Source organism: Klebsiella sp. K5-45 (genome assembly GCF_030128605.1).
Taxonomy (GTDB): domain Bacteria; phylum Pseudomonadota; class Gammaproteobacteria; order Enterobacterales; family Enterobacteriaceae; genus Klebsiella; species Klebsiella quasipneumoniae.
Map to the genome: position 1 here is coordinate 693,395 of NZ_JAKUZW010000001.1, position 12,456 is coordinate 705,850.

The 12,456-nt window shown below is 63.6% G+C and carries 11 protein-coding genes; 7 read left to right on the forward strand and 4 right to left on the reverse strand.

Annotated elements, in window-relative coordinates; all coding sequences use genetic code 11:
* Positions 1–13: 13 nt before the first annotated feature.
* The 6 genes from MKS11_RS03500 to MKS11_RS03525 all read left to right on the forward strand — a co-directional run bounded on the left by MKS11_RS03500 (position 14) and on the right by MKS11_RS03525 (position 5,989).
* Complete coding sequence (locus tag MKS11_RS03500) at positions 14–934, forward strand: VOC family protein (RefSeq protein WP_043521370.1); 921 nt, start codon at positions 14–16, stop codon at positions 932–934.
* Positions 934–1,293: a Rieske 2Fe-2S domain-containing protein gene (locus MKS11_RS03505; protein WP_048295391.1), complete on the forward strand. Its 360-nt coding sequence runs from the start codon at positions 934–936 to the stop codon at positions 1,291–1,293. Before MKS11_RS03500 ends, MKS11_RS03505 begins: the two co-directional genes overlap by 1 nt.
* A complete protein-coding gene (locus MKS11_RS03510; protein ID WP_048295389.1) occupies positions 1,271–2,254 on the forward strand; it encodes a fumarylacetoacetate hydrolase family protein in 984 nt (327 codons plus the stop codon). Before MKS11_RS03505 ends, MKS11_RS03510 begins: the two co-directional genes overlap by 23 nt.
* A gap of 3 nt (positions 2,255–2,257) precedes the next feature.
* Positions 2,258–3,049, forward strand: coding sequence for a cyclase family protein (locus tag MKS11_RS03515; protein ID WP_043521374.1), 792 nt, complete (start codon positions 2,258–2,260; stop codon positions 3,047–3,049).
* 229 nt (positions 3,050–3,278) lie between these two features.
* A complete protein-coding gene (locus tag MKS11_RS03520; protein WP_224051453.1) occupies positions 3,279–4,481 on the forward strand; it encodes an MFS transporter in 1,203 nt (400 codons plus the stop codon).
* A 233-nt stretch (positions 4,482–4,714) separates the two neighbouring features.
* Positions 4,715–5,989: a carbohydrate porin gene (locus MKS11_RS03525; RefSeq protein ID WP_224998154.1), complete on the forward strand. Its 1,275-nt coding sequence runs from the start codon at positions 4,715–4,717 to the stop codon at positions 5,987–5,989.
* Positions 5,990–6,125: 136 nt separating this feature from the next.
* On the opposite strand, the gene MKS11_RS03530 is transcribed toward MKS11_RS03525, so the two are convergent.
* From MKS11_RS03530 to MKS11_RS03540, 3 genes are read right to left on the reverse strand one after another with little or no spacing between them, the layout of a single operon-like run.
* Positions 6,126–8,570 carry a glycoside hydrolase family 3 protein gene (locus tag MKS11_RS03530; protein ID WP_087770859.1) on the reverse strand — a complete coding sequence of 815 codons (2,445 nt, stop codon included), beginning with the start codon at positions 8,568–8,570 and terminating at the stop codon, positions 6,126–6,128.
* Positions 8,545–9,168, reverse strand: a complete 624-nt coding sequence (locus MKS11_RS03535; protein WP_043521378.1) for an NADPH-dependent FMN reductase — start codon at positions 9,166–9,168, stop codon at positions 8,545–8,547. Before MKS11_RS03535 ends, MKS11_RS03530 begins: the two co-directional genes overlap by 26 nt.
* A gap of 20 nt (positions 9,169–9,188) precedes the next feature.
* Positions 9,189–10,283, reverse strand: coding sequence for an LLM class flavin-dependent oxidoreductase (locus MKS11_RS03540; RefSeq protein ID WP_048325410.1), 1,095 nt, complete (start codon positions 10,281–10,283; stop codon positions 9,189–9,191).
* Between the two features lie 202 nt (positions 10,284–10,485).
* Here MKS11_RS03540 and MKS11_RS03545 point away from each other — a divergent pair, with 202 nt between their 5' ends.
* Positions 10,486–11,130, forward strand: a complete 645-nt coding sequence (locus MKS11_RS03545; RefSeq protein ID WP_012967405.1) for a TetR/AcrR family transcriptional regulator — start codon at positions 10,486–10,488, stop codon at positions 11,128–11,130.
* An 11-nt stretch (positions 11,131–11,141) separates the two neighbouring features.
* Here MKS11_RS03545 and MKS11_RS03550 read toward each other — a convergent pair whose 3' ends face one another.
* Positions 11,142–12,389 (reverse strand): MFS transporter, encoded by a 1,248-nt coding sequence (locus MKS11_RS03550; RefSeq protein ID WP_023290709.1) that lies wholly within the window; start codon positions 12,387–12,389, stop codon positions 11,142–11,144.
* Positions 12,390–12,456: the final 67 nt, after the last annotated feature.

Here is a 12,456-nt window from a genome sequence, read left to right on the forward strand (position 1 = left end):
AGGAACAACCGCGATGAATATTCTTGGTCCGGATTATCTGGTATTTGGCGTCGATGACCTGGCGGGCTGTCGACAGTTTCTTATCGACTACGGTTTACGCGAGCAGGAGAACGGTTTCTTTAGCGCGCTGGATGGCACCGGGGTGCTGCTGCGGGGACGTGACGATCCGTCGCTGCCCGCGGCGCTGCCCAGCGGCAGCCAGCTGCGGGAAACCGTCTATGGCGTGGCGGATAGCGCCACGCTTGAGGCTATTGCCGAGACGCTGCGCCGCGATCGCGAGGTGAAACTTGGCGCCGACGGCGTGCTGCGCTGCGTCGATGATGCCGGCTTTGCCCTCGGGTTTCGCGTCAGCCAGCGCCAGCCGCTGCAGCGGGAAGGTGAGAAAATCAACGCTCCGGGGGATCGCGCCGGGCGGCCGGTCAATCAGACCGGGGCCAGCGCCGACATGGCGGCGGAGCCGCGTTCGCTCTCCCATGTGGTCTATTTTGTGCCGGACGCCGCGCGCGCGGAAGCTTTTTATCAACGGCTGGGCTTTGTCTGTACCGATCGCTTCACCCACGTCGGCCCCTTCCTGCGACCCGCCGGCACCCAGGATCACCATACCCTGTTTCTGATCCAGGCCCCGCCGTTTATGACCGGCATTGAACACTTTACCTTCCACCTCGGCGGGCCCACCGAGTTGATGATGGCCGGCAGCCGCTTTCAGCAGAAGGGGTATCAGACCTTCTGGGGGCCGGGGCGCCATCAGCTGGGATCGAACTGGTTCTGGTACTTCAACAGCCCGCTCGGGTGTCATATCGAATACGACGCCGATATGGATCAGCACGATGACCACTGGCAGCCGCGCGAAGCGCTGCCGGGGGCCGATAACTCGCAATATTTCCTGCTGGGGTATCGCGAGAAGTGGGCTCCCGGTCCGGATAACGCCCGCTGATGGTTCGCCTGTGCCGTGCCGACAGCCTGGCTGAGGGCCAGGCGCGGGGATTTGACCCCACGGGCAGCGGGCAGGCGACGGTGATTGCCTGCCGCTATCAGGGAACGCTCTATCTGTGGCGCAACCGCTGTCCGCATCTCGATACCCCGATGAACTGGCGGCAGGACGCTTTTCTCAACGCCCGGGGCGACCGGCTGGTCTGCTTCGCCCACGGGGCGATTTTTATGCCGGACAGCGGCCTCTGCGTGCAGGGCGCCTGCGCTGGCCAACGTCTGAGTCCGCTGGCTGGCGACGTGGACGTCGACGGCTGGCTATGTCTGCTGGAGGAGGCAGGTCATGAAACTGGCAACACGAGATAACGGTGAACGCGACGGCTGCCTGGTGGTGGTCTCAGGCGATTTGACGCTGATGGCCGATGCGGCGGACATCGCTCCGACGCTTCAGCAGGCGCTGGAGCAGGCCGCGCGGGTGTGGCCTGCGCTGCAGGCGCGCTATCAGGCGCTCAATGCGCGCCGCTATCCGGCGGCGCAGCCCTATGATCCCCGGCGCCTGATGGCGCCGCTGCCCCGGGCGTGGCAGTGGCTGGACGGTTCGGCCTTCCTGAGCCATGGCGAGCGCATGCAGCGGGCCTTTCACCTGCCGCCGATTGCCGGCGCCGACCAGACGCCGCTGATGTATCAGGGCAGCGGGGACGACTTTCTTGCCCCCCACGCCGGGATAGTCTGCCGCCGGGTCGAGGATGGCCTCGACTTTGAGGGCGAGTTCGCGGTAGTCGTCGACGAGGTGCCGCAGGGCTGCTCGCCGCAACAGGCGCTGAGCTGTATCCGCCTGATCGTCTTGCTTAACGATATCAGTCTGCGGGCGCTGGCGCCGCGCGAGATGCAGACCGGGTTTGGTTTTATTCACGCCAAACCCGCCTCGGCCTTTGCACCGGTGGCCCTTACCCCGGATGAACTGGGGCAGGCCTGGCAGCACGGGCGGGCGGCGCTGACGCTGCAGGTGACCCGCAATGGCAAGCCGTTTGGCTGCCAGTCGGGTAGCGAGATGCATTTCCATTTTGGCGAACTGATTGCCCATGCGGCGCAGACCCGCCGTCTGCGCGCCGGGACGGTGGTGGGTTCCGGCACGGTGTCCGGGCCGGACGCCAGCCGCGGCGCCAGCTGTATCGCCGAGGTGCGGGCCATAGAGATGCTGGCCTTCGGCGAGCCGCGCACGCCGTTTTTATCCCCGGGGGAGCGGGTGACGATGGAAGCCCACGCCCCCGATGGCCGGCCGCTGTTTGGCGTACTGGATCAACACGTTGTGATGTTAACGGAGTAAACCATGATCAATCTTTTACAGGGGCGTCGGCTGGTCGACCTCTCCGTCACCCTGGACAACAATCCCTGGACCGATCCGCCGCCGCTGCTGCCGAGCATTGAGTATCAGGATCATCAGCAGGGATGGCCGGAAATGGCGGCGATGTTCCCGGGGCTGGAAAAAGCGCAGATGCCGGGAGAGGAGGCCTGGGCCTCGGAGCGCCTGACCGTGACGCCGCACAATGGCACCCATATGGATGCCCCCTGGCACTACAGCTCGACCACCAACGGCGGCGAACCGGCGTTTGGCATCGATGAGCTGCCGCTGGAGTGGTGCCTGCGCCCCGGCGTCCGGTTGGATTTTCGCCATGTCGCCGACGGGGCGATCCTGCAGCCGGAGGATCTGCAGCGCGAGCTGGCGCGAATAGACTATTGCCTGTCGCCGCTGGATATTGTGTTGATCAATACCGCGGCCGGCGCCCGCTACGGCCAGCCGGATTACCTGCAGCGCGGCTGCGGCATTGGCCGGGCGGCGACGCTGTGGCTGCTGGAGCAGGGGGTACGGGTGGTTGGCACCGACGCCTGGAGCTGGGATGCACCCTTCCACTTTACCCGCGAACGCTTTCAGGCCAGCGGCGACGCCGGGCTGATCTGGGAGGGGCATAAAGCCGGCAGGGAGATCGCCTATGGGCAAATGGAGAAGCTGAGTAACCTGGAGCAGCTTCCCGACCACGGCTTCTGGGTGAGCTGTTTTCCCTACAAGATCCGCCGCGGCTCGGCCGGTTTTATCCGCGCGGTGGCGATTGTCGACGCCTGAGGGAGTCGATGGTTATGTTAATTTAGTGTGAATGCATTGTATTAATTGTGATAGCAATCGCAGTCCATGCCACCTGCATCCGGTAGGGTAGAACGGTATGTGTGCTGAGTTCGCTGCGGCGTGTTCAGCCAGGATACCGGGGCGACAGAGCGCCTTTCTTTACCGATAAAAAATAGAACTGTAATTCATATTCTAAATAAAGAGCAGTGACGGAGAGCGGAAGATGGTGATGCACAAAGTTTCAGCAACCCCGCGCGAGGCGGGGGCCGTACAGGCGATGTTACTGATGTTGGCGGCACTGTTGCCGATCATGGGGACCTTGACCATGCTGCCGGTGATGCCGCTCCTGTTCAGTCATTTTGCCGCGCAGCCGCACGCCCAGCTGCTGGTGCCGATGATCATCACCATACCGGCGGCGAGCATGGCGCTGCTGGCTCCGCTGGCGGGGATGGTAGGCGATCGCCTGAGCCGTCGCCGCCTGCTGATTGCTGCCACCGCTCTGTACGCAGGGTTTGGCCTGCTGCCGGTGATGCTCGACGATCTGTATGCCATTTTGCTGGCGCGGCTGGTGATGGGTATTGCCGACGCCTTTATTCTTACCACCGCCAATGCGCTGATTGGCGACTACTTTACCGGTGAGGCGCGCAGCAAATGGCTGGCGGTGCAGAGCGGCATAGGGTCGATACTGTCGACGCTGATCGTGCTGGGCGCTGGCCTGCTGGGAACCCTGGGCTGGTATGGTCCGATCTACCTGTATGCTCTGGCGATCCCGGTCTTTATCGGCCTGTGTCTGTTCACCGCAGAGCCAGCGACGCGCCGTCGCGTGGACAGTGTCGCTGGCGAGGAGGCTGTCGCTTTTCCACGGCGCAAAATGGCGGCGATCGGCCTGATTACCCTCGCCAGCGCGATCCTCTATTTTCTCGAACCGCTGCAGATAAGCCAGGTGTTCAGTCAGCTCGGGCTGACCTCCAGCAGCCAGATTGGCATCGCTACCGCCGTTGCCGGCATTGGCGTGCCGCTGGGCGCCTGGCTGTATGGCCGCAACGCCAGGCAGCGCGTCGACAGGCAGTTTTTCCTTTTTTACGCCATTTTTGGCCTCGGGCTGCTGTTTATCGCCGTGGCCCACAATCCGCTGGCCGGCGTGGCGGCAGCGTTCGTCGCGCAGGTCGGTAACGGAATGCTGATCCCTCTGATGCTGGCCTGGATGATGAAAGCCTTGCCGGCGCCGCACCGGGCGACGGGGATCGGCATTTGGCACACCTTCTTTTTCCTCGGCATGTTCATCAGCCCGGTTCTGATGACCTTGCTGAATGGCATGACCGGCAGCATGCAGGACAGCCTGCTGCTGTTTGCGCTGCTGACGCTGGCTATCGCCGGCGCGACGGGTATCGCCAGCGCCCGGATGGGGGGCCGCCGCGCGCTGGCTCGTTAATTTCACCTGACGACATGATTACCACACGCCCGCCGGTCTCCCGGCGGGAAGGGGAGGCCATTATTTAGAAAAAGCGTACACCTTATTTAGCGTTAACTTTCAGCCTAATTAATCCCTGTAAATAAACGTATTGTGACCAATTTATTTTTCACGATATGGCGCATCTTACCTGCAAAAAATAAAAATGAGGGTTTATTATGAGTCTCTGCTGTACCGACGTAAGTAAGAAAATAGTGTTTCCACTTTCGGCGCTGACGCTGGCGATATTCTCCAGCACCGCGCTGGCCGATACCTGGACCTGTGAGCAACTGGATAAACTGAATACCCGCTCCGCGCAGGTCGTCAGCCCTCCGTCGACCTGCGAATCGCTCATCGGCGATATTGGCGGCTTTCGCAGCGCGCTGGCCGACCGCGGGTGGGGCGTCCAGTTAAGCTGGAACCCGATGGTGATGTACGATCTGAAAGGCCAGTCCGCCGACCCGCAACAATATGCCGGGCAGAATTTTACCTGGTCACAAAATATGTCGCTGAACGTCACCTATGATTTAAGTCGAATTGGTTTTAGCAAAGACGCGCAATTTACATTCTCTCCCCAGTGGGCGACCTCGAATTATCATGACAGCTATCCGGAACTGCATAATATTGCGGTGCTGGCGGTGAACCAGCCCTTATTAAACGGCCAGCTGGAGCTGCAGTATGGTTTTTATCCGTTAATTCGTCAGTTTTACGGCATGGTGCTGGGGGGCAACTCCTCCTCAGCCGCGCTGGGGCCGACCAGCGTGATACCGGTGCAGGTGGGGATCAGCCTCAATGCGCCGACGCCGACCTTCACCGCCATCGTCCGCGACAGCGATAAGAAATTCTATAACAACTTTGCCGTCAGCCGCAGTATGTCGCCTGCCGGACACCTCGACGACGTGGAGCAGAACCCCTCGGGGCTGAAATGGCACGTCGATGGCGCCAACCCGATCCTGGTAAACGAGTTTGGCTTTAAGCAGGCGGCGGGCGAGTCGCAGCGCTCGCTGTGGTTCCGCGCCGGGGCTATCTATAACACCTCGCACTACCAGTATTTTGACCAGCCCGGCGACAGCAGCAGTAACTATGCGTTCTACGTCGCCAACACCATGCAGCTGACCCAGCCGAAAAAGGGGCTTCCGCTGGGGCTGTATCTCGATGTGAAAGCGGACTACGCGCCGGACGATCGCAATGCTTACACCAGCGACTTCCAGGTGACCTTCTTTGACATCGGCCTGTTTCCCGGCCGAGAGCAGGATATGACCTCGCTGGGCTACACCCGCTCCTTTATCAGTAAGAAGTTCCGCGATTATGTCGGCGAGGCGGGAATGGAGGCGCCGCAGAGCATCAACGCCATCTCCCTGTCGCACGCCCTGCGCGTGACGAAAGGGATTTACTGGATCAACGGTATCACCTGGCAGGATAACCCGACGCTGGTGCCGAAGCATGAGTCGGCGGTCCTCTGGCAGTCCTCGATGTACTGGAACTTCTGACACAGACCGCCCGAGGATTTTAATCCCGCCCGTCGGTACGCTGCCGCCGGGCGGTTTTTTTATCGCGAACCGGCTGGCGCAGGAACAAAAAAAGAGGGCCGGCACGTTGCCGACCCTCTTTGCCATCGGTCCGGGCTTAGCCCCGGTGGCTGATTTTCCCGTCGGGAGTGAGCACGAAGTCAAAGGTTGCCCGGATATCGTCGCTGGCGAAACCCACCGCCAGCTGCCAGGGGCCGCTGGCCAGGCGCCATTCCTGGGCAGGCACCTGCCAGCGCTGCAGCGCGTGACGCGGCAGGACAAGGGTCAGGGCGGCCTCGTCGTGCGCCGGGACGCTGACTGCCGCAAACTCCGCCAGCGCCGACCAGGCCGTCTCCGGCCCCCGCAGGTAGAGCTGGACCACTGCTTTCCCGGCGCGGGCGGCGCGGTTTTCCAACCGGCAGCGCAGCTGCAGAGCGTCCACCTCGTCGCCTGTCAGCGCGGCGGCGATCAGGGTGATATCAGCATACCCCAGACCGTGGCCGAAGGCCCAGGCGGCGGGGCGTTCGCGGGCGTTAAACCAGCGATAGCCTACCTGCTGGCGCTCGTGATACCAGAGATCCCCCGCGGCGTCCGGCGTCAGACTGCGTACCGGATAGTCGTCCAGGCGCTGGGCGAAGGTGACCGGCAGGCGACCGCCAGGCTCACGATCCCCGGCCAGCACCGAGGCCAGCGCCGGGCCAAACTCCTGGCCAGGATACCAGACGACCATCACCGCCGCCGCGTCAGCCAGACACCCGGTATCCACCGGATGGGCGACATTCAGTACCACCACCGTCCGCGGGTTCGCCGCGCAGACGGCGCGGATCAGGGCAACCTGATGCGCCGGCAGCGCGGTAGCGTCCCGGTCGATGCTCTCCAGACCGGCATCGGCCGTTTCGCCGATCACCAGCACCACGCTGTCGGCCGCCCGGGCATGGTCGACCGCCTGCTGCAGCAGGTCGATGGTTTGCGGGGGCTGGCAGCCGAACCAGATGCCGTGGGCGATACTGCTGCCCAGCGCCATCTCGGCCCGGAAGGTCAGGGTTTCCCCCACCTGCAGCGGGAAGTCGAGACGGGTATGCGGGGCTTGCATCAGCTTGCCCATGATATCCCCCTCCAGCGCCTCGCCGTTAAAGGTCGCCATGCGCTCGCCGTTCAGCTGCAGGGCGATCTCCCCGGTGCCGCCGATCCAGAAGCCGTAGCGGCCGCTCACCGGCGCGGTGAACTGGCAGCTTACCGTCACGGTGGCGCGTTCGGTCAGGCGCAGCATGTCGCCGACGCCCGGCATATCGCGGAACCAGATCAGCGAGGAGGCGTCGCGCACCTCCTGATGAACCACGCCCCCGTCAGCGGTGGCGTAGGCAACGTCCAGGCCGCGCTCGCCGGCGGCGGTGCGCAGCGGCAAATGATGCAGAGGTGGGATGCGGTAATCGCTCTCCACCCCCTGGGCATAGCTTATTTCGACCCCAGCGGCGGAAAAGCGCTGGCGAATGGCCTCCAGAGGAGAGATCAGTCCCGGCATCAGCGCCACTCTGGCAAAGGTCCCGCCCTGGAAGCAGGGCGTCGTGGCGTTGGGGCCAATCACCGCCAGCCGCTGTCCCGCCTGCGCCGCGAGGGGCAGCAGCCGCTGGCGATTGTGCAGCAGGACAAAGCCCGCCGCCGCCGCCTCTTCGAGGGTGTGACGCCGCTGCGCCTGGGCGGCGGCAGAGCCATCCCAGGGCAGAGGATGGCTGACCCGTTCGGCCAGCCGCGCCAGCCGGGCGGCGGCATCGTCAAGACGCCGGGCGTCGCTGTCGGTATCCATCAGCGCGGGCAGCAGGCGCTCGCCCATATGGCGGGCCGGGCCCGGCATCTCCAGATCCAGCCCGGCGCGGAAGCTGGCCGGGCCGTTCTGGGTGCCGAACCAGTCGGACATCACCAGCCCGTCCCAGCCGAGATCGCGCTTCAGCCACTGGCTGATGGCCTGATGCTGCTCGGCGCAATAGATCCCGTTCACCCGGTTATAGGCGGTCAGCATGCCCCAGACGCCGCGGCTGGCCGCCACTTCGAACGGCCAGAAATAGACTTCGCGCAGGGTGGCTTCATCGACGACGACGTTCATGGTCCGCCGATCGGTTTCTGAATCGTTACAAACCATATGTTTGACGATGCAGCCCACCCCCTGGCGCTGGACGCCGTCGATCCACGCCGCGCCCAGCTCGGCGATATGCCGTGGGTCTTCGCCGAAAAGCTCAAACGCGCGGCCGGCAAGGGGGCTGCGCAACAGGTTCAGGTTAGGCGCCAGCAGCGCCTGCGTTCCGGTGCGCAGCGCCTCCTCGCCGATGACGCCGCCAACCCGGCTGACCAGCTGGCGGTCCCAGCTGGCGCCAAGCGCCAGTCCGCAGGGGCTGAGCAGGGCAATATCTCGCTCGTCCACCCGGCCGCCGGTGATCCCCATCGGGCCATCGGACAGGGTGACTGAACCCAGCGTGGAGTGGGGGATAGGGTGGGTGGACCACATCCCCATCCCGGCGGTGAGCCGCGCCTTTTCGGCAACGCTAAGCGACAGACTGAGCGCAGGCATCGGCTTGTCTCCGTAAGGGGGCGGCGGGGGCGAAGGCCAGCGCCTGTTCGGCTACGGTGGCCAGCGCGCGCTGGACCGCGTCGTCAGTGCAGCGGCCCTCACTGTCGAACAGCGACACGCCGGCGGTGTTGAGAGTGACCCCCAGCGGGGTCGGCCAGCCGCGCAGGGCATGAACGATCCCGCGCATGGCGCCGAGGGTGGTGTTGCAACCCTGCCAGCCGGCGGCGGTGACGATGCAGCCCACCGCCCGGCCATCAAGATAGACCCGGCTGTCGCCGCGCAAATCTTCCAGCAGGTCGATGGCGTTCTTCACCAGGCCAGACACCCCGCCGTGGTAGCCCGGCGAGGCCAGCAGAATGCCGTCGGCCTGGCGCACGGCTTCCACAAATGCCGTCTCCTGCGGCGTGCGGGTGGTCACTTCCGGATTAAACGGCGGCAGGGCCGCCAGTTCAGCGCCGCCGAACAGCTGGGTCTGCGCGCCGAGCGTGCGGGCGTGGGCCAGCGCGGCGGCGAGGGCGCGCTCGGTGCTGGAGCCCGGGCGGGTGGTGCCGCCGATGCCGATCAGCAGCGGCGGGCGTGAGAAAGCAGGCTTATTCATAGCAGGATCTCCCGGTTGGATTAGCGAAAGCGCGGCAGGATCTGGTCCGCGAACAACGAGATCGACTGCTGGCTCAGGCGCAGGCGCTCCTCGGTCAGCGGGCCGTTGGTGAAGCCGAGCAGCACGTTGCCGATGCCCAGCCGCTGATGGCGTTCCAGCTCCTCGGCGACGGTCTCCGGGCTGCCGTACAGGCACCAGGTTTTGATCCACTCTTCGCTGAAACAGTCCGGATGGCGGTGCAGCGTAACGCCGCTGAACTCTTCCGCCCGCTTGTTGTACTCATATTCCCGGTCGATGGCCTGCTGGTACCAGCCCATGATCTGCAGCATCTCTTCGCGGGCCTGCTCGTCGGTGGGGGCAATATGGACGCACTGCCAGGTGTGGGTGGTCCACGAGAGGCAGTGGTTCACCACCTCGTCGCTATGGCCGGCGTTGAGCAGGGCATCGCGGTAGCGGGTGAAATAGTGGGTCAGCTGGCCAAACGGATCGTTGCTGGCCGGGATCGGCGGCGTAAACGCGGGAATAAAGGCCGGCCAGCCGTTGTCGGCGGCACGCTGCATGCTGGTTTCACGCAGCGCCACCGGCATAATGCGGTTGAAGGGTTTTTGCCAGGGGGCAGGAACGATGCGCTGGACCACCGCGCCCTTATAGTGGCCGGTTTCGAAGATGATCGGATCGTCTTCAATATTTTTCTCCCACAGCCGCTGGACCAGATCGAGGTTCTCCTGCAGTAGGCTGGAGGCGTCCTTATAGTTCACGCCAAAGCCGATCATCTCTTCCGGCGTGGTGCCGCTGCCGATGCCCACCAGCAGGCGGCCTTCGGTGAGTTGATCCAGCAGGTTAACGCGCTCGGCGAAGCGCACCGGGTGGTGCAGCGGGACGGTAGTCACCGACATGCCGAAATGGATCTTTTTCAGCTGGCCGGCCAGGTAGGCGGCGAAGACAAACGGATCGCTGGACATCGGCGCATAGCCGGTGAAGTGATGGTCTGGCATAAAGACCGCATCGAAGCCGCGATCTTCAGCCTGGCGCGCATGTTCGATCAGCGACTGCATGACAAAACGATCCTGCTCGGGGGCGGTGGAACGGCCGACGAGGAAAACAGAGAAACGCATAGCAACTCCTGGGTTGTGTGGTGGTTGTTATTATTAAATAGAACTAGAATTATGATTCTAGTTGTTTATCAAAGAATGAAAATGACCGCCATCACACTTTTGTCACATCGCCGACGGGGGAGTCGGGTGGGCAATTTGCAGCGCGGTCGCTAACTGCAATACACTGCGGGGGTTTTCTATGGATAAAGAGGTGAGAACTGCGATGACCGATCTTCCCGCGATGCGCCAGCCGAAACAGGACCGGAGCCGGGTGGCGCTGGAGCGGCTGATGGCCGCCAGCCGTGAAATCCTGCATGAAGGCACCTTTGAGCTGCTGACCATTGCTGAAATCAGTAAACGCTCGGGCGTTTCTGTCGGCTCGATCTATGCCCGCTTCGGCGGCAAAGAAGATCTGTTTATCGCCGTCATGATGGAGGTGATGCAGGAGCTGGACGCCGAATGGCAGCAGCTGATCCAGCAGCTGCACGCGCGCAACCTGCCGCTGCGCCAGCGGCTTCCGGCGCTGATGGATGTCCAGGCGGAGTATCTGCGTCGCCATGCCGGGATCCTGCGGCCGTTTATGGCGCGGGCGGATGATGAGCGCGTGGCGGGAATTGGGAAAGCCGCTTACCAGAAAAACGAGCAGACCTTTATCGACCAGCTGCTCGATGCCGCGGCGGAGATCCGCCACCCGGAGCCAGAGCAGGCCGCCCGCTTCTGCTTTACGGTTTCGTATGCCGCGCTGGCGCGCTTCCTCGGCCTGGGATCGGCGGCGGAAGCCGCCGGTGAGGGCGACTGGGAACAGCTCAAACGCCATCTGGGCATGATGTGTCTGAGCTATCTGGTTACCCCCGTCGAGGCCGGCTAAGCCGCGGGATTTTACTTCGCTAACTGCCAGGCGCTGGCCTGCTTGTGCTGACGCAGGCGCTGGCTATGGCGGGAGAAAGTATAAAGAAATATCGCGGCGGCCAGCACCAGCGCCGCGATGCCGAGCGTCAGGAAGGCGCTCAGCACATCGTTCCCGGCCCGCAGGCGGATCGCGCCAACGATGATCGGGCTGACAAACATGCCTGCGAAGAAGGCCCCGGACCAGGCGCCCATCGCCCGGCCGCAGTAGGCGGGCGGAATCAGCGACCCTACCCAGTAAATCATTGCGTTAATCGCCATGCCGGCTCCCAGCTGCTGGATGGCGGAGCCGATCCCCATGGCGATCAGCGTCCGCGATTCGCCCACCACCAGCATCCCGATCCCCATCAGGCAGAGCATGATGGCGAGCACGCGCTCCGGCGTATAGCGGCGGGAGACCAGACCGAACAGCAGCGAACCGACCGGCACGGCGAGGCTGACCAGCGACATAATCAGGCCAATACGCTGCGGACTGGCGTTTTGCAGGGTATGAAAGGCGTTGGCGCCATTGATGGTGTACACGTAATAAATGATGGCGCAGACAAAGGTCAGCACGCTGAGGGCGATCACTCGCGGCCACGGAAACGGATTATGCTGCGCCGCCTGGGCGGCGTGCTGCGGACGGGCCGCCTGAGCCGGTTCGAACATCCAGAAGTACATCGCCAGGAACAGCAGGATGGCGACAAAGTAGATCATAAAGGCGCCGTTCCAGCGCAGGGCGGTCAGATAGCCGGAGCTGGCCAGCACCAGCACCGCCAGCGCCGGGCCAATCACTCCCTGCACCGTCAGCCAGAAGCGGCGCTGTTTGTCGTCAAAGTAATCGATCAGCATGGTGTTAGCGATGGTCAACACTACCGCCTCCGCCAGCCCGACGCCGAGGCGGCTGCAAAAGATGCCGGTCAGGGAGGTGATGTACAGCGGCATAGTGCCGCAGATGCCATACAACAGCGTGGCGCTGAGCAGCAGTTTACGGCGGCCAAATTTATCCGCCAGCCAGCCGGTGCACGGCCCGGCGATGGCGATCACCAGTCCGGGCGCGGTCAGCATCAGTGGCACCAGGGTTTCGACATAAGGCACCCCGGCAAAGTGCTGGATCAGCGTCGGGACCGCCGGCGCCAGGGAAACGATCGCCAGGATGGGCAGAAAGGCGGTCAGGGCGATGATGATGCCCTGGATCGCGCCGGCTTGTGGTGCGTGGGGCGGATTCAGGCTATGGCTCACGACGTTCTCCTTTTATCGCGCGGGTCGCCTGTCGTTGGCGGCGGCGCGGTTTTTTAGTATGCAGGTC

Excerpts from the sequence above, each read along its gene's own strand:
- MKS11_RS03500 (WP_043521370.1), top strand. The coding sequence starts at position 14 with ATGAATATTCTTGGTCCGGATTATCTGGTATTTGGCGTCGATGACCTG.
- MKS11_RS03505 (WP_048295391.1), top strand. The coding sequence starts at position 934 with ATGGTTCGCCTGTGCCGTGCCGACAGCCTGGCTGAGGGCCAGGCGCGG.
- MKS11_RS03510 (WP_048295389.1), top strand. The coding sequence starts at position 1,271 with ATGAAACTGGCAACACGAGATAACGGTGAACGCGACGGCTGCCTGGTG.
- MKS11_RS03515 (WP_043521374.1), top strand. The coding sequence starts at position 2,258 with ATGATCAATCTTTTACAGGGGCGTCGGCTGGTCGACCTCTCCGTCACC.
- MKS11_RS03520 (WP_224051453.1), top strand. The coding sequence starts at position 3,279 with ATGCACAAAGTTTCAGCAACCCCGCGCGAGGCGGGGGCCGTACAGGCG.
- MKS11_RS03530 (WP_087770859.1), bottom strand. The coding sequence starts at position 8,570 with ATGCCTGCGCTCAGTCTGTCGCTTAGCGTTGCCGAAAAGGCGCGGCTC.
- MKS11_RS03535 (WP_043521378.1), bottom strand. The coding sequence starts at position 9,168 with ATGAATAAGCCTGCTTTCTCACGCCCGCCGCTGCTGATCGGCATCGGC.
- MKS11_RS03540 (WP_048325410.1), bottom strand. The coding sequence starts at position 10,283 with ATGCGTTTCTCTGTTTTCCTCGTCGGCCGTTCCACCGCCCCCGAGCAG.
- MKS11_RS03545 (WP_012967405.1), top strand. The coding sequence starts at position 10,486 with ATGACCGATCTTCCCGCGATGCGCCAGCCGAAACAGGACCGGAGCCGG.